Source organism: Paenibacillus sp. JL3B1040 (genome assembly GCF_057063165.1).
The window spans coordinates 2,105,047-2,129,602 of the sequence record NZ_CM169317.1 but is presented as its reverse complement, the minus strand read 5'-3'; the positions used below and the strand labels follow the sequence as shown (position 1 = coordinate 2,129,602).

Annotated in this window: 19 protein-coding genes; 7 read left to right on the top strand and 12 right to left on the bottom strand. The window is 54.2% G+C overall.

The annotated features are described in order from the left end of the window. Positions 1 to 226 precede the first annotated feature (226 nt). Complete coding sequence (locus tag ACZF99_RS09405; RefSeq protein ID WP_483611125.1) at positions 227 to 2,512, bottom strand: glycoside hydrolase family 3 C-terminal domain-containing protein; 2,286 nt, start codon at positions 2,510 to 2,512, stop codon at positions 227 to 229. A 137-nt stretch (positions 2,513 to 2,649) separates the two neighbouring features. Here ACZF99_RS09405 and ACZF99_RS09400 point away from each other — a divergent pair, with 137 nt between their 5' ends. The 4 genes from ACZF99_RS09400 to ACZF99_RS09385 all read left to right on the top strand — a co-directional run bounded on the left by ACZF99_RS09400 (position 2,650) and on the right by ACZF99_RS09385 (position 6,448). Further along, the gene (locus tag ACZF99_RS09400) at positions 2,650 to 3,897 is read left to right on the top strand and encodes a helix-turn-helix domain-containing protein (protein ID WP_483611124.1); all 1,248 of its coding nucleotides are present in this window, start codon (positions 2,650 to 2,652) and stop codon (positions 3,895 to 3,897) included. A gap of 321 nt (positions 3,898 to 4,218) precedes the next feature. After that, the gene (locus ACZF99_RS09395) at positions 4,219 to 4,719 is read left to right on the top strand and encodes a DUF6773 family protein (RefSeq protein ID WP_483611122.1); all 501 of its coding nucleotides are present in this window, start codon (positions 4,219 to 4,221) and stop codon (positions 4,717 to 4,719) included. 36 nt (positions 4,720 to 4,755) lie between these two features. Beyond that, entirely contained in the window at positions 4,756 to 4,959 is a 204-nt protein-coding gene (locus ACZF99_RS09390) for a helix-turn-helix transcriptional regulator (protein ID WP_483611120.1), read from the top strand. Between the two features lie 46 nt (positions 4,960 to 5,005). Further along, positions 5,006 to 6,448 carry an erythromycin esterase family protein gene (locus ACZF99_RS09385; RefSeq protein WP_483611118.1) on the top strand — a complete coding sequence of 481 codons (1,443 nt, stop codon included), beginning with the start codon at positions 5,006 to 5,008 and terminating at the stop codon, positions 6,446 to 6,448. A 52-nt stretch (positions 6,449 to 6,500) separates the two neighbouring features. Here ACZF99_RS09385 and ACZF99_RS09380 read toward each other — a convergent pair whose 3' ends face one another. Together ACZF99_RS09380 and ACZF99_RS09375 are read right to left on the bottom strand one after the other, a co-directional pair. Beyond that, on the bottom strand, positions 6,501 to 7,034 hold the full coding sequence (locus ACZF99_RS09380) for a chromate transporter (RefSeq protein WP_483611116.1): 534 nt from the start codon (positions 7,032 to 7,034) through the stop codon (positions 6,501 to 6,503). Between the two features lie 13 nt (positions 7,035 to 7,047). Continuing rightward, the gene (locus tag ACZF99_RS09375; RefSeq protein ID WP_483611114.1) at positions 7,048 to 7,683 is read right to left on the bottom strand and encodes a chromate transporter; all 636 of its coding nucleotides are present in this window, start codon (positions 7,681 to 7,683) and stop codon (positions 7,048 to 7,050) included. Positions 7,684 to 7,956: 273 nt separating this feature from the next. Between ACZF99_RS09375 and ACZF99_RS09370 the strand changes: the two genes are divergently transcribed. Further along, positions 7,957 to 9,150, top strand: a complete 1,194-nt coding sequence (locus ACZF99_RS09370) for an ROK family protein (protein ID WP_483611112.1) — start codon at positions 7,957 to 7,959, stop codon at positions 9,148 to 9,150. A 114-nt stretch (positions 9,151 to 9,264) separates the two neighbouring features. Here ACZF99_RS09370 and pgmB read toward each other — a convergent pair whose 3' ends face one another. The 7 genes from pgmB to ACZF99_RS09335 form a co-directional block, all read right to left on the bottom strand. After that, positions 9,265 to 9,906, bottom strand: a complete 642-nt coding sequence (pgmB, locus tag ACZF99_RS09365; RefSeq protein WP_483611110.1) for a beta-phosphoglucomutase — start codon at positions 9,904 to 9,906, stop codon at positions 9,265 to 9,267. 43 nt (positions 9,907 to 9,949) lie between these two features. Beyond that, positions 9,950 to 11,656: a glycoside hydrolase family 3 protein gene (locus tag ACZF99_RS09360; protein ID WP_483611108.1), complete on the bottom strand. Its 1,707-nt coding sequence runs from the start codon at positions 11,654 to 11,656 to the stop codon at positions 9,950 to 9,952. A 38-nt stretch (positions 11,657 to 11,694) separates the two neighbouring features. Next, positions 11,695 to 13,245 (bottom strand): sulfatase family protein, encoded by a 1,551-nt coding sequence (locus ACZF99_RS09355; RefSeq protein ID WP_483611106.1) that lies wholly within the window; start codon positions 13,243 to 13,245, stop codon positions 11,695 to 11,697. Between the two features lie 234 nt (positions 13,246 to 13,479). Continuing rightward, the gene (locus ACZF99_RS09350) at positions 13,480 to 14,829 is read right to left on the bottom strand and encodes a glycoside-pentoside-hexuronide (GPH):cation symporter (RefSeq protein WP_483611104.1); all 1,350 of its coding nucleotides are present in this window, start codon (positions 14,827 to 14,829) and stop codon (positions 13,480 to 13,482) included. Between the two features lie 290 nt (positions 14,830 to 15,119). Then, positions 15,120 to 16,634, bottom strand: a complete 1,515-nt coding sequence (locus ACZF99_RS09345) for an extracellular solute-binding protein (protein ID WP_483611102.1) — start codon at positions 16,632 to 16,634, stop codon at positions 15,120 to 15,122. A gap of 25 nt (positions 16,635 to 16,659) precedes the next feature. Next, positions 16,660 to 18,462 carry a sensor histidine kinase gene (locus tag ACZF99_RS09340; RefSeq protein ID WP_483611100.1) on the bottom strand — a complete coding sequence of 601 codons (1,803 nt, stop codon included), beginning with the start codon at positions 18,460 to 18,462 and terminating at the stop codon, positions 16,660 to 16,662. Further along, a complete protein-coding gene (locus ACZF99_RS09335; RefSeq protein ID WP_483611098.1) occupies positions 18,459 to 19,478 on the bottom strand; it encodes a response regulator transcription factor in 1,020 nt (339 codons plus the stop codon). Before ACZF99_RS09335 ends, ACZF99_RS09340 begins: the two co-directional genes overlap by 4 nt. A gap of 231 nt (positions 19,479 to 19,709) precedes the next feature. Here ACZF99_RS09335 and ACZF99_RS09330 point away from each other — a divergent pair, with 231 nt between their 5' ends. Then, positions 19,710 to 20,960, top strand: a complete 1,251-nt coding sequence (locus ACZF99_RS09330) for an anaerobic sulfatase maturase (protein ID WP_483611096.1) — start codon at positions 19,710 to 19,712, stop codon at positions 20,958 to 20,960. A 102-nt stretch (positions 20,961 to 21,062) separates the two neighbouring features. Here ACZF99_RS09330 and ACZF99_RS09325 read toward each other — a convergent pair whose 3' ends face one another. Further along, positions 21,063 to 21,719: a bifunctional 2-keto-4-hydroxyglutarate aldolase/2-keto-3-deoxy-6-phosphogluconate aldolase gene (locus ACZF99_RS09325; protein ID WP_483611094.1), complete on the bottom strand. Its 657-nt coding sequence runs from the start codon at positions 21,717 to 21,719 to the stop codon at positions 21,063 to 21,065. A gap of 252 nt (positions 21,720 to 21,971) precedes the next feature. Here ACZF99_RS09325 and ACZF99_RS09320 point away from each other — a divergent pair, with 252 nt between their 5' ends. Continuing rightward, positions 21,972 to 22,931 (top strand): sugar kinase, encoded by a 960-nt coding sequence (locus tag ACZF99_RS09320; protein WP_483611092.1) that lies wholly within the window; start codon positions 21,972 to 21,974, stop codon positions 22,929 to 22,931. A gap of 12 nt (positions 22,932 to 22,943) precedes the next feature. On the opposite strand, the gene ACZF99_RS09315 is transcribed toward ACZF99_RS09320, so the two are convergent. Continuing rightward, positions 22,944 to 23,969, bottom strand: a complete 1,026-nt coding sequence (locus ACZF99_RS09315; protein WP_483612627.1) for a LacI family DNA-binding transcriptional regulator — start codon at positions 23,967 to 23,969, stop codon at positions 22,944 to 22,946. Positions 23,970 to 24,556 lie beyond the last annotated feature (587 nt).

The window sequence follows — 24,556 nt, the reverse complement described above, 5'->3', positions numbered from 1 at the left end:
AGCCGCTCACGAATGGCCCGAGACAACCCCAATTGGTCATTCAGGACCTCTTTATACGAAAATTCGAATAGAATTCGGAATTTTCTTCATCTGCAGCATACTGTATATGAAAAATCGTATACAATCCACACAGGGGGAGGGGCTGGTAAGTCCAGCATTTGCTCCGGCCTCCGAAAAACAACGAAGGTTGCCCGCAACTTTGGGCAACCTTCCTGCGTGTTTTGAGTTATTCGGCTTTCCCCTGGGTTCCCGCACCACCATTTAGCCGCTCCAACAGCCCGGACAGCATCGCTTCCGTAAACTTTCCCTGGCTGAACGCGACGGCGCCGCGCAGCGGCATGTATTTCATCATCGCCTCCATCATGGCGTCGGGCTCGCCGCCGCTCGCGTCCGTCAAGCCGGTAGCAGTCATCATTTCCAGGGCAATGCTGCGCAAATCAGGGCGGCCGAGCAGATCGCCGATCAAGGTGTTCGCCGTATACACGACCGGAATCTCCGTCGTGGACTCCACCTCAACCGCAGCTTCAAGCACGATGTCCCGGGACGATTTGCCGATGAGAATCCGGTATTCCCCGGACTCGGCATACCAATCGCTCAGCGCGGTATTGTAATAAGCAAACGCGCTTTTATCCAACTCGAAATCGATCGTCTTCGTTTCCCCCGGCTGCAGTTCGACCTTGCCAAAGCCCTTCAGCTCCTTGTCCGGCCGGATGACGCTGCTGTCCACGTCCCGGACGTAGAGCTGAACGATTTCTTGGCCCGCCCGGTTCCCCGTATTGGTGACCTGCAGGCTGACCGTAAGCATTTCGTCGTCCCGCATCCGGTTTTTGTCCAGCTTCAGATCGGCGTATTCAAAGGTCGTATAGCTTAACCCGTAGCCGAAAGGAAACAGGGGTTCCACCTCCTTCGTATCGTAATAACGATATCCGACGAAGATGCCTTCCCGGTATTCCACGCGATCCCCTTCCCCGGGGAAAAACAAATAAGAAGGGTTATCCTGCAGTCTGATCGGGAACGTTTCCGCCAGCTTGCCGCTCGGATTGGCCTCGCCGAACAGGAGATCGGCCACGGCGCCGCCCGCCGCCTGACCGCCCAGATAACCTTCCAGAACGGCCTTGGCCTTGCCGATCCACGGCATTTCCACCGGCGACCCGTTGCTCAGTACCACGACCAGATTCGGCTGCGCTTGGGCCACCGCCTCCAGCACCGCAACTTGATTCGCCGGCAGCCGCATATGCGTGCGGTCGTAGCCTTCCGATTCGTACCGGTCCGGCAAGCCGATAAACAGCACCGCCGTATCGGCGTTCTCCGCTTTGCGAACCGCATCGCGCAGCAACTCGGCGTTCACGTCGTCCCGATCCAGCTCGAACCCCTTGGAATACACGAGGGTCGCGCGATCGCCCGCGATTTTGCCCATCTCCTCCAGAGCCAAATCCAGGCGCGTCGGGTTGACGTGAGAGCTCCCTCCCCCTTGATAACGCGGCTTTTCGGCAAATCCGCCGATCACCGCGATCGTTCCCGCTTTGCGGAGCGGGAGGATGCCGCCCTCATTTTTCAGCAGCACCATACTCTCTTGCGCCGCGATCCGGGCCAGCCGGTGGTGCGCCTCCGCGTCGAAAGTCGCCTGTTCTTTACGATGCTCGGCCGCCTTGAACACGAACGCAAGAATCCGCTCTACCGCCAGGTCCAGCGTGGCTTCGGGCAAGCTTCCGTCTTTGACGGCCGCGACGATTTTGGCGTCCCCCGCTCCTCCGCTCGACGGCATCTCCAGTTCCAGACCGGCGGCGAGCCCGCGGACCCGGTCGTTAACCGCGCCCCAGTCGGACACGACAAAACCTTCAAAGCCCCATTGGTCGCGCAAAATCTTCGTGAGCAAATCGTGATGCTCCGAGGCATATTCGCCGTTCACCCGGTTGTAGGAGCACATGACGCTCCAAGGCTGGGATTGGACGACCGCTCCTTCAAAGCTTCTTAAGTAGATCTCATGCAGCGTCCGTTCGTCGACCACCGCGTCCGTGGACATTCGGCGATGCTCCTGATTGTTGGCGGCAAAATGCTTCAGCGAGGTGCCCACGCCCTGGCTTTGCACCCCTTGGATATGATGGGCGGCCATTTCCGACGACAAATACGGATCCTCGGAGAAATACTCGAAGTTGCGGCCGCACAGCGGCGAACGCTTGATGTTCGTCCCCGGGCCAAGCAGCATGGCGACGCCTTCCGCCTGGCATTCCTTGCCGAGCGCTTCGCCCACGCGGCGGATCAAGCCGCGGTTCCAAGAGGCGGCCAGCCCGGCGGCCGACGGAAAGCAAGTCGCCGGGACGCTGTCGTTGAGCCCGAGGTGATCCGCCGAGGCGCTTTGCTTGCGCAAGCCGTGCGGGCCGTCGGTCAGCATAACGGACGGGATTCCCAGCCGCTCCACGCCTTTCGTATGCCAAAAATCCAGGCCGGAGCAGAGCCCCGCCTTTTCCTCCAATGTCAGCTTGGCGACAATTTCTTTGATCTTCGCTTTCATCCTTGCACGCACTCTCCTTCCAAAGTTGAAATCGCTTCCAGACCTGCGATTGCTTCTATTTTAAAGGACGTTCTCACAATCATTATGGTATAATCTTTGCAATTACGGTATTTTTTTAACCTGCAAGGAGGATCACGATGACCGAACAGCCGGATATGGAAGGGCGATTGAACCGCTTTTGCCGCCTGCTTCATGAAGTCACTTTACTGCCTATCAGCCTTACGGACAAAATGGGACGGCTCCAGGACCACCATCCGGAAGCGCTCCCGCCAAATCCTATGTATCGCAGTCTGCAGGAGCAAATAACGGAGTGGATCGGCGAGCATCGTACCGCAGCCGTTCCCGTACTGCATTCTACCGCCTATTTGGAACAATGCCTGCTTATTCCCGTTGGCATAGCGGATGACTATGCCGGATGGATCGTCGCGGGACCGGCGGTTTCGTCGATTTGGCCGGAGGAACTGCTGACCGGCTTGCTGCAGGACCTGAAGGTTCCGCAGCGGCAGCGCCCCGCTTGGCTCGCTTATTACCGGAGTCTGACCGTGATCGACAGAAACCGGCTGATGTCTACGGGACGACTGGTCCACGAATGGCTGACCGGACAATCCCTGGCTCCGGCGGATTTGATCGATGCGTCCGTTCCCGCCGCGGAAGAAACCGGTGCGAAGCCGGCCTTTCTGGCCTCCCTTCGTCTATCCGGCAGCCGGGAAGCGGGTGTTTACCATCATTCGCCGGACAGTGAACGGCTGTTTTTGAAGCACATTAAAAACGGGAACAAAAAGGAGCTGTTTCGCACTTTTGCCACTTTGTCGCACCAAGGTGTGGGCATTTTGTCCAGACGCAGCCCCCTGCGGCACCAGAAAAACATCGCGATCGTCACCATCACACTGGCGACCCGGGCGGCCATGGAAGGCGGCATGTTTCCGGAGGAAGCCTACACGCTGAGCGATATCCACATTCAGCATATCGAGGAGCTTGGAGAAGTCGCCAAGGTGGAACATGCGCTGCTTACGGCTTTAGGCGATTTCGCCGACAAAGTAAAGAGCGGCCTCGAGCAGCGGGTATCGCGCCCGATTGCGGTTTGCCAGCGTTATATTTTCGACCATCTGTACGAGGAACTTTCCCTGCCGGCTTTAGCGAAGGTCTCCGGGATCAGCCCCGTTCATCTCTCCCGACTGTTCCGGCGGGAAACGGGCAGCAGCCTGACCGAATACATCCAACGGCAGCGGGTGGAGGAAGCGAAGCAGTTAATCACCTTGTCCGCCTACTCCCTTTCCGATATCTCCGCCCGGCTGCAGTTTCACGACCAGAGCTATTTCACCAAAGTGTTTAAGAAATACGCCGGCATGACGCCGAAACAATACCGGGACCGCCGGCTGACATAAACAAACGCGGGCCGGAGCCATTAGAGGCGATAACTTCTTTATGCCACGCAAAACGATTTTTTCCTTCTGCGCTCCAAAGTCCCGCTGCCGTCGTCATCGAGCAAAACTCGCATCGGAAGCATGGGCTTTTGTTGTTATAGTTCAATTATATTAGCTATGGTAGCGCATTCAATTCACTTTTTTACCGAACAAACAGAAAAAATGCGATGAATGCCGGATCTGCCGGACGATAGTTTATTAGCGAAATGACATATATATATTGCAAAATGTCCGGTATATGTTTTATACTATGACTAGGCAAATCTGAAAGGAGACATCACGATGAAATGGTTCGACAAAAGAGGCGCGGTGCGCGACGAACGCATCGAACAGTTGAAAAACCGGATCTATAAGGAAATTTATGTCCTGATTACGATCATCTGCGGCATTTCCGTCCTTTGGAAGACCTTTGCGTACCGCGGTGAACAATCCATGCTGCTCGAAGTCATCATCCTGCTAGCCGGCGGTTTATATTACGGCGTCCGCAGCATCGCACTCGGCATTTACTCGGATGAGGTCGAAGTTTATGAACAAAGCAGCAAACGTTCCTACGGCAAACGCACTTTGTTTACCGGGCTCGCTATCGGGCTTGCGCTGGCGTTGCTGATCGGTATCCGGAGCGCCGTCCTATACGGCGATGAGAGCACGTACCTAAAGTACTTTGCGCTGGTCTTTGCGGCTTCGCTCGGAATGTATATTCCGCTGTTTGCCGGAGGCATGACGCTGATGCATTTTATGGCCAACAAGCTGAGCCGCAATGCATCGCAAAATGACCAGGAGTAACCCGGCGGCCAAGGGAAGGGAGACAGGTGATTTTGCATGAAAAATATCAGGTTAAAAATGGCCCGGGTCGAAAAAGACCTGTCCCAGGAAGAACTGGCGAAGATCGTAGGCGTGTCGCGGCAAACGATCGGCTTGATCGAATTGGGCAAATACAACCCTACCCTCAGCTTGTGCATCGCCATCTGCAAGGCGTTGTCCCGCACGCTTGACGAGCTGTTTTGGGAAGAGGATTCAACCTGAATATCCGGTTCATGTTTCCAATTTTAAACGGTGGAGGAAATTGTTCATGAAACAACAAGCAATTAAATTCAAACGCCCCCTTACGCTTGGTTTAATTACGGCGATTTTTCTGGGGTCTGCACTTATTCCGGAAACGAAGGCCGCATCCGGCGAGAGTAGCCAGAGTATTCAAGGTACAGTCATCGCCACCGGTCCCGCCCGCACGGCCGAGGACAAGATCAAGGACTGGGAAGCGTGGGCAAACGATCATGCCTACAAGCTGGAGACGATTCAGCCCGTGGACGCAAGCGCCGACCGGAGCAAGTCTTTTCAAGATCTGAGCATGTTAAAGCCGCTGCTGCTGGACAAACGGATCATTTTTCTCGGGGAAAGCTCCCACGGCGTGGCGGAATTTAGTCTGGCCAAAACGAGACTGATTCAATTCCTTCACGAAGAAATGGGATATAATGTCCTCGCTTTTGAAAGCGGACTGGCGAACACCTCGCTGGCCTACGGAAAGTCGGCATCGCAAAGCGCGGAGCAGACGATGAAGGATGCGATCTTTGGTGTCTGGTGGTCCAAGGAGACGCTGCCGTTATTTGATTACATCAAAACCACGCAAAAAAGCGAGCAGCCTCTCGCCTTAACGGGATTCGACATACAACTGCAGTATCCCCTGCTGGACGGCGGCTGGCTGCAGGACAAGGCATTGGCGGAACGCCTGGCGGACGCCGAGCAGAAGCTGTCCGACTATTCGAACGGTACCGATTTGAAAGGATACCATGAGGACAAAAACGCTATCATCGAGGTTTATAATGATATCTTAAAAGATTTAGAATCCGCAAAAACGCAGGCCGCTCTAAAAGAGCGGTATCCGGACAATCCCAAACTCCCGGTGCTGCTGGAGCGAAGCCTTAACGAGCGCATCCGCTTCGCCAAAGAGTACGCCGAAATTTCGATGCGCGCCAATCTCGGCATTCAAACAGGAGACTACGCCCCGTTTTTCGAATCGATGGAATGGCGGGATAAGACGATGCTCGATAATCTGATATGGCTGGCCACCGAAGTGTATCCTACCGAGAAATTTATCGTCTGGGGGCATAACGACCATATCCGCAAAGCTCACAGCGCAGTCATGGGCACGCCGTACCCGGTGAAATTGATGGGCGAACTGCTTCCGGACGAGCTGAAAAAATACAGCTATGCCATCGGTCTGTATCCAGCCAGCGGCAAAACGGCGGACAACACCAAAACCGTGCATGACGTTCTCCCGCTGGAGCCCGGTTCGGTCGAATCGATCCTGTCCGCGGCCAAAACGCCGTATACGTTCATCGATTTGCGTTACCAAAGCAGGGAACGCGGGAACTCCTGGATGTTCGAGCCGCGGTTTGCTTACAGCTGGGGCATGATTCCGGAAGGCCTGGTCCCCCGCGATCAATACGACGGCCTTTTGCTGATCGACAAGGTGAACCCGCCGCAGTACTTAACATCAAAATCGGCGGCCAATTAACGCTAAAAAACAACAGGGGCTTCCTAATCAGCGAATTAGGAGGCCCCTGTTGTTAAAACAGCACGATTCCCGCGACGGCGGACAGCAAAATGACCGCAAAGGGATGAACTTTGTATTTGGTCACCAAGGTAAGGCTTCCGGCAACGATCAGCAGCGTGCCGGCCATGGACCAGCTCAGCAAAGGTTCGCTCCGCCCGCTGAGTCCGAAGTGGATGGCGGCGTAAATTATCAGCCCCGTCACGATCGGACGCAAGCCGTAAAACGACGACTTGACCCAATCGTTGCTCTGCAGTCTGAGGAAGAAGGCCGTAAGCAGGATGACGATAAAAAGCGACGGCAAAATGATGCCAACCGTGGCCACGATCGCTCCCCAAATGCCCGCCTGCGAATATCCGATCAGCGTGGCGGCATTCGTGGCGATGGAACCCGGGGCCATTCCCGCCAAAGCGACGATCTCCTGAAACTCCCCGGCATCCACCCATCCCATGGCGGCCACCTCCCGCTGGATCAGCGTCATGACCGCGTAGCCGCCGCCAAAAGAAATGAGCCCTACCTTGATAAAGACCAAAAACAGCTGCCAAAGCATAGATGATCACCCTTCAGATGTAATATTCCGGGAAATGAAGCTCCTGTTTCTCCTTGGTCCGCGACTTTTCCGTCCGCACGGTCATCCCGCATTTTCGCTTAATCAACACGACGATGATCCCGGCGATCGGCCCCCCCAGAATAAGATAAAACGAATGAATGCCGGTAAATAAGAGGAGCGCGACCGCGATTCCCGCGATCACCATCGTGGCCGTATCCAGAACGGAGGATTTCCACATCTTGAAGGCGGCTACGATGATCAGGGAAACGACCGCGGCGTGAATGCCTTTTAATGCGGCTGCCACTTTTGCGTTATCTTTGAAAATGTAACTTAATATGCTCAGGAGAAGAACGATGATAAACGTAGGCAGCGTAATCGCGGCCACGGCCGTCACGGCGCCGGGGATTCCGCCCAGCCGATAGCCGATGAAAGCCGCGGAATTGACGGCTACGCCGCCGGGAGCCGATCCCGAAATGGACACCATGTCCCCCATTTCTTCTTGGTTCATCCACCTTTTTCTATGAACGATCTCCTCTTCGATTGTCGCGATCATCGCGTAGCCGCCCCCAAACGTGGAAGGCCCTATTTTTAAGAATACGCAGAAGATTTGCCATAAAATATTCATTCGCTGGGTTAGCATGTGGTTCATCCGAACTCACCCTTTTCTGTCGCGTACATGTTCTACTAGAAGCTACAAGCATTATAACACATTAATTTCATTTTGGAATAAAGTTATGATAATTTTATAGAAAGGATTAAATTTATCTAATCAATAGGGCTTACGCATAGCGTTAATCGCCTAACATAATTTCAAAAAGAAATTATGTAGATTATTCTGATGAAATTAACTGGAAATCATGCAAAGTTGCCGCTATACTTGTGATATCCCGACCAATTAACTTGGAAATGGAGAACCGTACCTATGATGACTCATTCCAATCCTTCGATAAAGAAGCAGGTTTTCGATCGAATTTCTTACCTCGGGACCGTCTCCAAAGCCGATTTGTTGACTCATTTTTCTTTGACCAGCAGCAGTATGACGCGCTTGCTTGAAGAGATGACCTCCCAGGGGCTGATCGTTGTCTCCGGACTCGGCAGCTCCACAGGCGGAAGGAAGCCGATATTATTCCAGACCAATCCCACCTACCGCTACCTGTTCGGACTGGAAATTTCCCGCATTTATTCCAAGCTGGGACTATACGATATGCACTGTAACACGCTGTCCCTGGCCCGCTGGAAAATGGACGAACGGATGACGCCCGACCGGTTTGTCGAGCATGCCGCGAACAACGCCCGGGAGTTTCTGGCCAAGCACGGCATCTCGCCCGCCGACATTCTGGGCATGGGGATTGGAGCAGTCGGTCCGCTGGATCAGAAGAAGGGGATCATTCTTGAACCGGAATTGTTCCCCGCTCCCGCCTGGAAGAACGTGCCGATTTGCGAAATGCTGACGGAGCGGCTGGGCTTTCCGGCCAAGCTCGACAACGGGGCCAACACCGCTTTAATCGGCGAGCATTGGGCGCTGCGCACCGAAAATGTCCAGCATGCGCTGTATGTTCACGCCGGCGCGAGCATCCGCTCGGCCGCAATGTCCGGCGGTCAAATTCTCCGCGGAGCCGTAGATACCGAAGGGGCGATCGGCCAAATGATCATCCAGGCGAATGGACCACGGCTGCGGGACAAAGGCAATTACGGGGCATTGGAAGCGTTCGTATCCGTTCCCGCGCTCGTGGAACGCGTGCGCACCCAGCTCAAAATTGGGCGCGGCAGCCTGCTGTCCGGGATTTCGCCGGACCAGGTTAACTTTGCCACGCTGGTCGAAGCTCTGAAGCAAGACGACTCGCTGGTGAAGGAGCAATTTTCGGAAACGGCCGCTTATCTGGGGATCGGGCTCGCCAACCTGATCAATGCGCTGCATCCCGAATACGTCATTCTCGGCGGTCCGCTCGTCAGCGCTCACCCGCTCGTCTTCGAAACCGCGCTGGAGATCGCCAAGAAGAACACCTACCATTATCCCGAATACAGTCCGGCCTTCACGCAGGGGCTGCTTCTCGAAGAGGCGGTAGCCACCGGAGCGGCCGTGATGATGCTGCAGGAGTGGGACGGAGACGAGTGAATCGATCGTGAAGATGCCATTAACACCGTCCCAAGCACAAAGAAGAGGCGCTGTTTGAATGGCGCCTCCGGTACGCAGATCCCGTACCCCTAACTTCCCTTGTCATTGTTTGGTTCACACATAAAGCAACAAGTCCGCAATCGTCTCTAGCGAGCAATCCGCTTCTTGGCAGCTTCGCGCCTCGCCGATGGCCGCTGCCGCCATGCCGCCGCGTTTGGCGGCGATGATTCCCGCCTCCGCGTCCTCGACGACCAGGCACGCCGCGGGCGAAACGCCCAGCTTGCCGGCCGCCAGCAGAAATACTTCCGGGTCCGGTTTGCTGCGCTTGATCCCGTTCCCGTCCGCCACCGCGTCGAAATAGCCGGACAAGCCGATCCGTTCCAGGATCACCGGCGTATTTTTGCTGGATGAACCGATGGCGATTTTGTATCCCCGCTCGCGGAGGGCGGACAAGGTCTCCGCCACCCCCGGGAGCAGATCGCTGGCGGTCAGGCTGCCCAGCAAACCGCGGTACACCTCGTTTTTCCGCTCGGCCAGCTCCCGCTTCTCTTCTGGCGTGTAACGCTTACTGGCCTTTTCCAAAATGATCTCCAGACTCTCCATGCGGCTGACGCCGCGCAGCCGGTGATTGATTTCTTCATTAAATTCAATTCTCTCCTGCCAGGCCAGTTGGGACCACGCCAGGAAATGGTAACGATCCGTTGATACAATGACGCCGTCCAGATCGAAAATAACCGCCTCATACCGCCGATTCATGCTGTTCTCTCCTTCCGATTCGCTTTCTCTCTTTACGCCGCAGCTATAATCTGGCGTCCCACAAGCCGCAAAATGGATCGACCGGACTTGTCCCCTTGAACTCCGAGCGGCCCATCAGCTTGTCGATCAGCGCCTGCAGCACGTTGTCGTTCGAATTGTAGGCGTTGATAAACGTCTTCACCCGCGGTACGTCCAGCAGATGATACGGGTTCTCGACCGAAATGAACAAAGTCGGAATGGTGGTCATAAAGGTCGGCACATTAGCCCCCATCGGCTGCTTCCATTCGATCCGGACCACCGTCTGGTTGCTTTTGGTCACCATGTTGGCCAAATAGATCATCAGATCGTATTTGCCGAGCACTTCGCTTTGCGCCGACATCATCCCTTCAAATCCCGGATTCACCTCGAACGTGCTTACCTCAAAGCCTTCAGCCCGAAGCTTCTCTTTGAACAGTTCGGCGGCTCCGACCCGCGCGCTGTACGCCACACCCTGTTGGGATTCGATTTCATAGAACAGGACGCGCTTGTATTTGTCGGGATGAATCGGCAGCACTCCTTGTTCTTCCTTGACGAGAGTCACCGCCTTGTCCGCGCACTCCACCGACCATTGCCGGTGTTCCTCCGCGCCCAGCACCTTGAGCGCTTCCTCCAGCTTGGGCACAAGCATCCCTTCCGCCTGTTTGCGGTGCAGCTTCAACGCCGCTTTGAGTCCCAAAATCCGGGTCAACGCTTCGTTCAGGCGCTCCTCGGTGATGATGCCGTCCTCGATGCCCTGCTTCATGTAACCGAAATCTTCCTCCAGGCTGCGGCAGAACAGGAACATATCGCAGCCGGCGGCGATCGCCCGCGGTACGGCTTGCGAGCGAGGCATCGAAATCATCATTCCGGCCATGGTCGAAGCGTCCGTCACCACCAGGCCGTTAAAGCCAAGCTGTTCCTTCAGCAGCTTCGTCACCAATTCATAGGATAACGAGGCCGGCAAAATCTCCTCATCCTTCAGCGCCGGATTGAGTCTTCGGCTGTAGGCCGGCTGCAGGATATGACCGACCATCACCGTCATGGCGCCTTCTTCGATACAGGCTTTATAGACGGCCCCGTAAGTCGCATCCCATTCCTCACAGGACAGGGAATTGATGCTTTCCACCAGATGCTGGTCTCGCTCATCCACTCCATCACCCGGGAAATGCTTGATGGAAGCCGCTACGCCGTTTTGCTGCACGCCCTTGACATACTGGATGCCCATGCGGCGTACCCGCTCCGGATCGGAGCCGAACGTGCGCGTATTGGTAATCGGATTGCGGAAGTTGTAATCGATGTCGATGATCGGCGCAAACGCCCAGTTGCAGCCAACCGCAGCGCCTTCCCGTCCGCAGACGAGGCCCAGCTTGTAGGCCATCTCGGCGTCATCGGTGGCGGCCACCTGCATCACGGACCCGACGGTGGTCCCTTCCTCGGCGATGCCCGAACCGCCCTTCTCCAAGTTGGCTGCGATCAGCATTGGAATCTTGGCGTTTTGCTGCAGTGTTTGCACCGTATTTACGACGCTGCTTGCGGCCATCGGACGGCACATCAAACCTCCGACCTTGTAGTCGGCCGCCAGCCGCTGCAAATATTCTTCTTCAGCGGAGTAGCCAACCAGACAGAACAATTGCCCGACTTTCTCATCCAGCGTCATTCCGGCGATCATCTGCTGTACCCAGGCAATATCTTCATCGGATAAATAAAACGGTTTAGCTTTCAAGTTAGCCACGTTTTTCAGCTCCTAGCGATAAAAATGGATGATACGAATCAATGCGGGCCCATCTGTTCCGTGAGCCGCTTTCTAACCAGCTTCTCGATTTCAGTGGCCGGCTTCGGCGGAAACTCCTGAGGATGCTTGCGCGCCAGTTCCGCAGCCTGCCGGGATCTTCCGGTTTCCTCCAGCCGTTTCAGATATCCCGGCAGATATCCTTTGGCGTGGAAAGGCCCGCCTTCTTTCATAACCGTCCATAACGGATCGCGATCATCGCCCGAACGGACCATCATTTCTTCATGCCACTGGTTCAGCAGATAAACGGCTTCCATGCAAACGTCGCGGTTTTCGGAAGCGACATTGCGCTGCTCGTTCGGGTCCTCCCGCAGGTTGAACAGCATTTCCTTGTCAAACAGGTGGAAACCGTCGTGATAGCTGCGGATATACATCCAATCGCCGAAACGGACGCTGCGCTGCACCACATGAGCGCACTGCGACACCACGAGGTAATCCCGGCCGCAATCGGCCCCGTCGCGAAGTACCGGTGCATAGCTGGCGCCGTCCCAATCCGGCATCGGATCTTGTCCGAGCAGTTCGGCCACCGTCGGCAGCAAGTCCAGATGGTAATGCATCCGCTCGTCGACAATTCCCCGCTTCATGCCCGGCCAGCGAATAATCATCGGAATCCGGCAGGTCCCCTGATCCGCGGTCGCATGCTCGCCATAGATGCCGAGCTGGCCGATATTTTCGCCATGGTCGGCGGTGATGATAATAATCAAATCCTCCATTACGCCCTGCTGCTCCAACGCCGCAAACAACTTGCCCAGATGGTCGTCCATATAACGAACGCCGCAATCGTACCCGTCAACCGTTTTTCTCAAATCATCCATATTGAGAATTTCCCCGGGATGACGCGGAAAATCGGGGGAAGTGGCATTATCGTAGCTCTTGGTTCTGAAATTAATGTTGAGCTCCCGCGCACTGTGGGAACCGACCATGTCCTTGTGCCGCTCCAGCACCTCTTCCGTCATCCATTCCGGCAGCGGATCGTTTTCGAACGGGTTTCCGTATTCCAGCGGCGTTCGGTAAGGGGTATGCGGATCCCAATAATTCACGTAGAGGAACCAGTCGTCTTTTTGGGCATTCCGCTCGATCCAATCCAGCGCCACGGGCGTTACGTCATCCGCGGACTCATTTCCGAGATGCCCCGTATTGATAATTTCGTTAAATCCGGCATAAAACGCGAACGTCGAATGGCGCTGCGGGAATGGACTGATCAAGGTGGTGCTAAGTCCGCCGATCAGCTGCAGGTACGACGGAAAGGCCCCGCCCCGGGTAAGTCTGCCCATCAGCTCCCGCTTCTCGCCTTCCGGCTTCATGTCCCCCGCCGTACCGCCGTGGCCGACGAGGCCGTTGCGAATCCCGAACTGCCCGCTCATCAGCGCGGTGCGGGAAGGAGCGCAAGGCGCGTCCGAGGTGTAATAGTTGGTAAAACGAACGCCCTCAGCGGCGATTTTATCGATATTGGGTGACGTATTGCGATGATAACCATAACAGCCTAGATGTTCCGGGTTAGTCGAATCCAGATCCAAAAACAAGACTCTCATGAGGCATTCTCCTCTCAAGTTGAAATTAAGAATGGCAAACACTCACTGTAAACGGCCTCCATGGCCGGATTCCCGACATACGTACATGATTTACTCTACAGGCAACCTGCCCATATCGCCTTAACCGATCTTTTTGTTTGTTGCCCTATTTTTCTGCCCCGGTCGAAAAAGGGAAAGAAGACATCCTGAAGAGATGTCTTGCTTCCTTTCTACGTACCTGCCGATCCGCGCTGCTTAAGCCGTGGCGATCCGATTGTTCTGAAGCTCCTCCTTCATGGTCTCCTCTTGTTGATCAAGCCGGTAAAACATCATGAGGACGATGGAAAGCACGAAGCAAATCAGCGGCACCCACACGAAATTGAATTGAAGGGCGAGCAATGCGGAAGAAGTCTGCGTCTGGTTGGGAATATATCCCCCCATCGACATAATCCACGCGGCGATCGCTCCCCCAAGCCCCATGCCGAATTTGACGCCAAAGGTGGAAGCTGCCATCAGCAGCCCTTGCGCGCGCACGCCGGTTTTCCATTCGCCGTAATCGACCGTATCGGCGATCATCGCGAATTTAATGCCGGCCACCACGCCAAGTCCAATCTTCGCCAGCGATCTTCCGATTACCATGAGCGGAACCGAGAGAAACTCCGAGCCGGCAAAGATAATCAGTTGTCCCGCCACGGCCAGAATGAACCCCAAAAGCACCGTGTTGCGTTTGCCGAGTTTATTGGCCATAAACGGCACCGCAATAATCCCGACGAGCATCAAGCTCGACAATCCGTTCAGCACCGGCACCAAGTCCGCGCGGTCCAAGTTGTATCTCAGGTAATAGATCGTCGATTGATTCATCATGATCGTAGAGATAAACAGCAGAACGTTCACGATGAGCAAAATCCACCAGGGCCAATTTCCCTTTATCGCTTTCACACCTTCTTTAAAAGGGATCGGTTTATTTCCGTTGGATTGGACGCGCTCTTTCGTATTTGCAAACGTAATGAAAAATAACCCGACGCCGACCACAGCAAACAAAATCATGGTGTAGAGAAAGCCCTGCTGCTGATTGCCCCCACCCAGAAAAGCGACCAAAGGCAACACCGCAGCATTGACGATAAACGCGCCCGTCTGGCCTCCGACCATCCGATACGTATTGACCACAGTTCTTTCCTTCGAATTGCTGGTAAGGCTCGGCAGCAGCGACGATAACGGAATATTGACGCCCGCATACAAAATACCCAACGCGATGTACGTGGCATACGCATAGATGATTTTACCCGTCGCGCTTAAATCGGGGGTCATGAATGTCAATATCGCGACGACCCCAAACGGAATGGATAGCCAGAGGAAATAAGGTCTGGACTTCCCCCATTTGGTGCTCGTACGGTCGATCAACACCCCAAAGATAGGACCGTCCAAAGCGTCGATCATTCTCGCTACAAAGAACAAAGTGCCTACCGCGGCCACATTCAGGCCGTAAACATCGGTATAGAAAAACATAAGGTATGTGGTCACGATGGTAAAAATAAGATTGGACGCGGTATCCCCCAACCCGTAGCTGATTCTTTCTTTTAATGAAACCTGATTTTTCTCACTCATTCGTCACTGCCTCCCGTTGCGGTTTATTCCTATCCGTAAAAGCGCTTTCGTTACCATGCGGCCGCCTGTTCTCTTTTCTGCCGAATCACCCCTTCATGCCTTGGCCCTTCCTTACTCTACATCCATTCTCCAGCAAAGTCCTTAACCGATCTTTTTGTTTGTTGCCGGATATTTGCGGGACTTGAGAAATTCCAGCGAAAAAATAAGTACATGAAATGCCGCTAATGGAGATGAACTAAAAAAGGCCATGCGCCATGCGCATAGCCGTGATATCCCGCAAGTCGGGAAAGTTATTCCTTAGTCTTCCTGTACTCCTCATTAATCTCGCGGATCATCCGATCCCCGCCGTCCCGCATCCAGGCCTCGGCCGCCTCGTCCACGGCGCTTAAAGGAAGCTGTCCCATGGCCACTTTGGTCATCGTATCTATCCATCTCCCCAGAAGCCGGAGGCCCTTTTGATCAAACGTCTCGCTGGACAGGCCTTCCGCCGGATTTTTCCAACGATACTTGGCATTGGTTTCATAAAACTTCAAGACGTTTTCGGAATACTGCGGATCATCCCACTTGCGGATCTGGACTTCCGGGTCGTAGCGGCGGAAAAACCAGACGGAAAGCAGCTGCGGACGGTCTTTGTCAAACGTCGGCAGCTTTTCGAACGTTCCTTCGACGGTTCTTTGGTAGTGAATGCCTTCAACGCCGTTTTTGATTAAATCGTAACCTTCGTCGGACAGCAGGTAATTCAACAGCTCCAGCGCTTTTTGCTGCTTGGCGGGGTCGATACGGGCGTTGATGACGATTTTGCTCGTGTTCCCGATCGTATGCGTCGCCTGGAGTCCGCCCCGTCCCTGCGGGGGAATCAACTGGACAAGTTCCGCCCCGGGGGCGTTCTTTTTTAATGCCGGCAGCGTCGACGTATAAAATTCGTTGGGAACGACGGTGGCGATGCCAATTTTTCCGGCCTCCAATTTGGCCAGCGGATCCTTGACCTTGTTCGTGGCGAATTCCGGGTCGAGCGCCCCTGACGAATAAGCCTCCCTGAGGAAAGCGAGAAACGGCTTCAGTTCCTTCGTTTGCACCTGCAGCGGGATCAGCCGCCCCTCCTGCTCGCTCCACTCGTTCCCTAAACCGAAAGCGCCCATAATCGAGTCCAGATTGGTGAATTTACCGTTGACGATGCTGAACGAAAACCCGTAAGTATCGTCTTTGCCATTCCCGTCGGGATCGTCCTGTGCAAACGCTTTAGCCACTTCGAGAAATTCATCCAAGGTGGCAGGTGCCGAAAGCCCCAGCTTGTCCAGCCAATCCTTGCGAATGATCAGAGAATCCCTCGTGTCCGTAATATAAAACGGCAATCCGTACATTTTTCCTTTGGGATTCATGAGCTCCAAATATTCCCGGCTCAAATATTTCACGAAATTGGGGTACTTGGCAAGCTCCGGTTCGATATCCATAAAGATGCCTTTGTCTTTCCACTTGTTGAACTCCGGACCTTCGACCAAGAACACATCGGGAAAATCATTGGAGGCCGCCAGTACGTTCAGCTTCTGCCCGTAAACGTCCATGGGGATCCACTCGATGTTCAGCTTGATGTTCAGCCGCTTATTTAGCTCTCTGACGACCGGATGATCCTCCGGCCAGCCGCCCCCCGCGAAGCTGAACGTCATCAAATTCAGCTCCACGGGCGCTGCCTTCTCCCCGCGAGCAGACTCCACTTCCCCCGCCGATCCGCTTCCGGCAGCGCCGGAGCATCCAAGCAGCCCCACGAGCCAAAACGCGGACAACAGCATCATGCCCCATTTTTTCATGCCCATCCTCCCTTCACTCGCACGTTTAGCCTGTTCGGACCGCATCGCTTTCTCCGTTCCGTAAAGGAATCCGTATGCTGACCACGCTGCCGCGTCCCGGGAAAGAATGTACGGAAATCCCATACGGTTCGCCGTATTTCAATCGAATCCTGGCATGGACATTCGCCAGTCCGATGGACTCACCTCTGAATGTATCTTCGGCGGACGAACTGCCGCGGAATTGATCCTCCAGCTCCGCAAGCCGCGCTTCCGGGATTCCCGGGCCGTTATCCGCAATTTCAATGATCAGATCGCGCCCTTCGTCGTATGCGTTCACAAGAATCGCCGCATTCCCGCCTTTCGCTTCCACCGCGTATTTGACGGCATTCTCCACGATCGGCTGAATCGTAAGCTTGATGATCGGACAATCCATAAATTTCTCGTTCACCCGGACGCTGCTTTCGAATTTTTTCGGATAACGGATATGCACGATCTCCAGATACTTGATCAACACGCTTAGCTCCTCGCGAAGCGTTACTTCCTGATCCGATCCCTTGGAAGCGTACCGGTATACGTCCGCAAGGTTATGGGCGATTTTCTCGATCAGCGGTACATCTTCCAAATAGGCGATGCTTTTGATAATATCCAGCGTATTGTACAGCAAGTGCGGATTGATTTGGTTTTGCAGCGCTCTGACCGTAGCCACGCTTTGCCTTAATTGCAGTTCTACCTCTTTTACCTTGTATTCGGAGATTTCCCGCATCAGATCGTTCAACTGCTCCACCATGTAATTGAAGCTGCGGGTCAGCACCTGGTATTCATGGATGCCGGAGATGTGCGACGCCCTGACTTCCAGATTGCCCTTGGCAACCCGTTCCATCCTCGTTTTCATATACTTGATCGGGCCTACAAACTGTGACACCATGAAAGGGAGGATCAAAAAGATGCAGGTCCCAAGGATCGCCAAAGCGATCAAGGTCGATAAAACCGCAGAGTTCAACCCTTTGGCCATCTCGGCATAAGGGACGACGGAAACGATAGTCCAGCCCGTGTATTGCGATTCATAAACAGAAACCAGATAGGCATCACCGTTCCACGTTTGGGCAACGGTGGCGTTTTCCAGATCCAAGTTCAATCCGCCGAGCGGCGTGTCTTTCCGCGCCTTGCCCACCCATTCCTTCTCGGGATGATTGACCACGATGTCCTCCTTCGACAGCAAGAAGAAATAACCGCTTTTCCCCAGCCGGGATTTATCGAAGGCAGCGTCGATTTCGGTCATGGAAAACTGCAGCACCAGCTTGCCGATCATCGCCGTCGTTTGCGTGCTGTAAATCGGGATGATCATATCCATGACCAGGGGGCCGTTCTCGTTCAGGCGATGGGTAGGCAATACCGTAACTTCCCGGACGTCCTTAAACCAGGCATCTATCACGCGCCGGTCTTCCGGGATATAACTGTTGTTCAGCGGAAGAACCCGGGAATCATTCGAAACGAGGAACATATTGTTGATCTCTCGAAAATTGAATGACACATACGTGTTCATTTCCTTTTCAATTCCGGCGATATCCTCTACATTGGGAGTATAGCCTTCGCTCAGCCATTTTTGCACCAGATCGGTATTCAGCAACGTATTCGTCGATTTTTTCATTTGCCGGAAATAAAACTCCAGATGATGGTTGAGCCGGCCCGTGGCTTCTTCCGCGATCATCACGAATTCCTCTTTAACCGCTTTGCTGTAGAAAAAGTGGGAAAATCCGGCCGTCAGGCACACCGACAAAAGGCTTAGCCCGAAAAACAACGCGATCATTCTTTGCTTGATGGAACGCAAGGGGGAAAGCTTGAAGTTCATAAGCCCAGGCTCCTGCGGTATTCGCCCGGCGACTCGTCTGTCAGGCTTTTGAACAGCCGGTTAAAGTACGGCAAGGAGGAGAACCCAACCATATCGGCCACCTCGTAAACCTTCAGATCCGGTTCCAGCAGCAGTTGTTTCGCGGTTTCGATCCTGTATTTATTCAAATAATTGATGAAAGAATCTCCGTATTCCCGCTTGAACAACACGCAGAACCGGGAAACGCTCAGATCGGTAAACTCCGCGATTTGCGCCAGCGTGATTTCCTTGGCGTAATTTTGTTGAACGTATTCGGTTACCCGTTTGCACAATAACCGGGAGTTCTTGCCGGAAGCCGCGACGTTTAAACGGCGGGACCACTGTTCCAACAAGCCGGCAAAGTGGGCCTCCACGCCGCGTTTGTCGGATGTTTCAGCAAATTTCAATTCCTGATGCTGAGGATGGATGCTCTTTAGCTGCTCGTTCAGCTTGTCCGAGAAAATACGGAGCAGCCCGTTTCGAATCCCGGGATTCGGCGTTTTCACCTTATAAATGGACTTCAGGATCCGACCGGCTTCCGAAACCAGGCGTTGATGATCCCACACTTCCATCCCTTCCAGGTACTCTTGGATTTTAAACAGGGGTTCATACAGATGAGCGGAGCTTTGCAGCCGTTCCACGGAACGCAGCAGAGCCTGCTTCAAATCCTCGGCCACGACCGGCTTCAGCAAATATTCGGTCGCTCCGTACCGGATGGCCTGTTGGGCGTAACCGAAATTCTCGTAGCCGCTGATCACGATCGGGACGATGCCCAGCTTGTATTCATCGCATTTGCCGAGCAGAGATAACCCGTCCAGCTCCGGCATGACGATATCGGTGATGATCACGTTCGGCCACACCTCATTGATCAAATTCCAGGCCTCCGCCCCGTCGCTGGCTTGGGCCACGACTTTGAAATCAAGCCCAAACCGCTCGATCATCTCCACGATGCCGTTGCGAATCCAAACTTCATCCTCTGCAACCAATACATGGAACATATCTATCCCCCGGAATAGTTTATAATCTTCATAAGCTGACTATAGCAAAGATAATTTCATATTGGAATAAAGAACAAGAGTTTTATCGCTGTATAAATCTAGTAAAAGCGATTTATTCCAAAACTTTATGTTATTTTGACATTATTTAAGCTTGATGTTATCTTTTAAATCATTATAGATAGATGAATTATAGATTTAATCATGAAACCACTATAGACAGGAGGGGATTGTATGTCGGGAGGCTGCATGACAAACGGTCATTCCCACATCGGCGTGATGTGGAAAACCGTATCGGAGGACTGCAATTTGGCCTGCGATTACTGCTATTACAGCACCTGCGGAGGCAAGCCGGGACCCAAGATCAACCGGATCGATTCCGCTATTCTGGATAAATTCATCAAGGATTACATGGAGCACAGCCAAGGCGCCGCCAATTTTGCCTGGCAGGGCGGGGAACCGCTGCTGGCCGGGATGGAGTTCTTCGAGGAAGTCGTTTATCGGCAAGCCCTCCATGCCCCGCCGCATACGATCATCAGCAACTCGCTGCAGACGAACGCCACACTGATCAATGATCGTTGGGCCGCTTTTTTCAAAACGTATAACTTTCTGATCGGCGTCAGCCTCGACGGCCCCAAGGAGATCCATGACGCCCGCCGGGTGACTTCCAACGGCAAAGGCAGCTTTGATCGGGTTATGGCCGGTATCGGGCATTTGCGGAAGCATCAGGTGGATTTTAATATATTGACGGTCATCCATAAGGGAAATGTAGGCAAAGCCAAGGAACTGATGGCATTTTATCGTGAGAACGATTTCAATTTCGTCCAATTCATCCCCTGCATGGATTTCCGTTCCCAGCAGGTGGATCAGCCCGGCGTATACGAAATTACGCCGCGGGAATACGGCGACTTCCTCTGCGAAGTGTTCGACGAGTGGTACAATGACGGTGACCCGCAGGTTTCCGTACGCTTCTTCGATAACATGCTTAGCGTTTATATTAACCGGGAAGCGGAGCTGTGCGTCCATCGCGCAGCGTGTCCGACAAGCCTGGTGCTTGAACAAAACGGCGATGCGTTTCCGTGCGACTTCTTTATTAACGAGAAATGGACCGTCGGCAATGTGGCCGACTCTTCCATCGCCGACATGCTGGCCCATCCGAACTACGCGCGCTTTCACCGGATGAAGCCAGCCTTGCCGGACAAATGCCGTTCCTGCGAATGGCAGCGTTTGTGCTACGGCGGCTGCCCGCGAAACCGCAAATGGAATGCGGAAGGAACCGAGTCCGATCCGGATTATTTTTGCCAAAGCTACATGCGGATTTATGCATACGCCCATGAGCGTATGCAGGAGTTGGGCGAGCGAATGCGCCGGGAATTGTACGCCCACAATTTGCAGCGCTATTTCGACGGCAAAGCTCCGGGCCGCAACGAACCTTGCCCTTGCGGCAGCGGCAAGAAATTTAAGGCATGCTGCGCCGCAGGCTAATAGAACGATCCGGAAATCGGCTGATTTATAAAGAGAACCGGTCGGCGGGCGCCGGCCGGTTCTTGTCTCCTTGTCTTTATTCTTCAGCCGCTTACTCCGCCGCTAGCCGATATTCGGTACAGTTTCGCGCCAAGACCGGTACTTGGCCACGTAAGCCGCAGCCAGCTCGGTAATTTTCCCGAAGTCTCCCTGCTTCGCCGGAGCGGTCAAATTGCCGCCGACGCCAACGGCGATGCAGCCGGCTTTAAGCCATTGCTCCATGTTGTTCAGGTCCACGCCCCCGGTCGGCATAATGCTGACGTGCGGCATCGGGCCTTTGACGGCCTTGACAAAATCGGGGCCGAAGGCGCTGCCCGGGAACAGCTTCAGGACGTCAACGCCGAGCTTCAGCGCCTCCTTGATTTCGACCAGCGTAAGAATTCCCGGCATATACGGGATGCCGTACAGGTTGCACATCTCCGCCGTCTCCTTATCGAACGACGGGCTGACCACAAACTCCGCTCCCGCGAGAATGGCGATCCGAGCCGTAACCGGATCGAGCACCGTGCCGGCGCCAATAACCGCCCGTTCGCCAAATTCCGCCGCCAGTCGGCGGATCGCTTCTTCCGCGCCCGGCGTCGTGAACGTCACTTCGATATTGGTCAGGCCGCCTTCAATGCAGGCTGCGGACATTTTGTAAGCCTCTTCCGCGTCTCCCCCCCGGATGACCGCTACCACTCCGCATTCGTTCAGGTTCCCCAATACTTTCAGCTTTTTCATCGGACTCTTCTCCCTTATCTTTTTAATAAAGTTTACTAAAATAATTTACTAAACCACCCTAAAAATCAGCTGCCTCTCTTTAAAACGATACTAAACACAAACCCTGTCCCCGTCAATGTTTTTTTGCCGAAACTCAAGCTTTATCCGCTCTGTTCGTTCTTTTTTTCAACGTTAATCCAAAAGTCGACATACTACTAAATGGGTTTATGTGATATTTTATATTTAGAGTCATCATTAAGGAGGAATTTTTGTATGTCCAAAAAATTAGCCGCCGTAACCTTCGGCGAACCGATGGTCATGTTCCGGGCCGAAGAGGTCTGCGAACTGTACGAAGCAACTTCATTCTCCAAGGCTCTGGCCGGCGCCGAGAGCAATGTAGCGACAGGCCTTTGCCGCCTCGGCCACCCGACCGGTTACGTGACCAAGCTGGGCGAAGACAGTCTTGGCCGGTTTATTCTGGACGCCCAGAAGCGGGAAGGCATCGATACTTCCTGCATCACGTTTACCAAAGAGCGGCCAACCGGCATGCTCCTGAAATCAAGGGTGCTGGACGGCGATCCGAAGGTGGAATATTTCCGCAAAAACTCCGCCGCCTCCACCCTCGATATCGCCGATTTTGACCCGGCTTACTTTGGTTGCGCCGACCATCTGCACGTCACGGGTATTTCGGCGGCGCTCTCCCCAACCATGCTGGAGTTCTCGCGTCACGCCATGGACTACATGAAAGGTTTGAACAAAACGATCTCGTTCGATCCCAACCTGCGCCCGGTATTATGGGACGACCGCGAGACGATGGTCCGGACCATCAACGAATTGGCTGCCCGCAGCGACTGGTTCCTGCCCGGCATCAGCGAGGCGCGCCTATTGACCGGTCTGACGGAGCCGGAGGAGATCGCCGACTTCTACCTGAATCAAGGCGTCTCGTTCGTTGTCATCAAGATGGGGCCGGGCGGGGCTTTTTATAAATCGTCCCTTGGTTCGGGCTTTGTGCCGGGCTTCAAAGTGGAGCGGGTCGTGGATACGGTCGGCGCGGGCGACGGCTTCGCCGCCGGCGTAATCAGCGGACTGCTGGAGAAGTTGGACGTGCGGTCGGCCGTCTCCAGGGGGAATGCGCTCGGCGCGCTCGCGGTCATGTCCCCGGGCGATATGGATGGCCTGCCAAACCGAGCGAAGCTGGACGCATTTTTGGTTTCCGCCGTCACGGTCGACTAGGTTTGTCGGCATCTATCCGTTTGTCCCGATTTTTCTCACCGAGTCCCCTCGCTTGAGGGAAGGAGGGAAGCGGTAAACGATAGGCACCGAGTTGTCCTTGTCCTCGATGCCGGCCAAAATCACTTTGGCGGCTTGTACGCCCAGCTCGTAGGCAGGCTGACAAATCGTCGTAATGACAGGGTTGTAGATTTGGGCGAACTTGGCATCGTCGATGCCAATGACCGACAATTGCTTGGGGATGGAGATCCCCAAGCGGTTGGACGCCTTCAACAGTTCGGCAAGCACGATATCGTTGCCGGCGATGAGGGCCGTCGGCGGTTCCCGCAGCGCCAACAACTCCGACAGGCGTGCGGCAATCTCCTCCGCGGGAGCGCTCACCAGATATTCTTCCCTTAACGGCAGCCCCGTTTCCTCCATCGCCTTGCGGAATCCGCCAAGCCGTTCCTTGCGAGGGGTTAAGCCTTGCGGCCCAAGCGGCAACGTTATCATGCCGATCCGGGTATGCCCGAAATGCGCCAGTTCTTCTACTCCCAACTTGGCGGCGATTTCGTTGTCCAGCAGCAAGCTCTGCGTACTGACGCCGTCCACGAGCCGGTCAATGAAGACGAACGGCATCCGCCCTTCGACAAGTCGACTGTAGGCGGAGGACTGGTGGCCCGTGGGGAAAATGATCAAACCGTCAACCTGCCTCGCCATCAGCGTTTCGATATGGAGCCGCTCCTTCTCCGGATTTTCGTCGGCGTTGCAAATCAGCACCTGAATACCGTGGCTTTGCAGTTGGCTTTCGATGGCTCTGACGCATTGGATCGACAAAGTATAATCGATATCGGCCACAATGACGCCGACCAGATGCGTGCGATTTTGCTTTAAGCCGCGGGCAAGGCCGTTCGGCCGGTAATCCAGCTCCTCAATGGCTGCGGCGATCCGCTGCCGGGTCGCGTCGCTCATATATTCATACCGCTGGTTCAGGTATTGGGACACCGTGCTTTTGGAAACGCCGGCCCTGCGGGCGACATCGTCAATCGTCAATCTCTTCATCTCATACTCCGCTCTTTCCCATAGGTTTTGTTCAATCATCGCCGTTCCTGTTATCTTTTTCATATTATCACAGATCGGAAGCCGATTCTTCAAGGCGATTGCATAACTCGGGCACGCATTCAGACGCTCGTCGGTCAAGTATGGCTGTTCGCGGTGGGCCGGCGTGCGCAGCAGCATCATGCAAGAAATGTTGATGATGTCATGGCGGGCGGATCCTCGCGGCGGATCCCGCGAGATGCAAAGGTGCATACGAATTTCGTCGAAATTCCCCGAAATAAGTGGCTCAAGTGTAAAAGTGTAGCTCATTTTCGCGCAAAAGGCCCTTTTTATCGAGTTGCCCTCAAGTCAGATGCACCTTTGCATTTCATTCGTTCCAGCATCGTAATTTACGGAATATGAGATGCACTTTTGCGGTTGATCTAGTAGAGTGTTCCTGAAATACCGTGGGCATGATTTCCAACTAATTCCCTCAATATTTCACTTTCCGCTCAAAATAGATGTGTTTTTTCCACTTTAGTCTTGCCTCCCCGATACACGATGCCATTCGATTGGGACGCTACTCCCATCCTCCACCCTACCGCATGCCA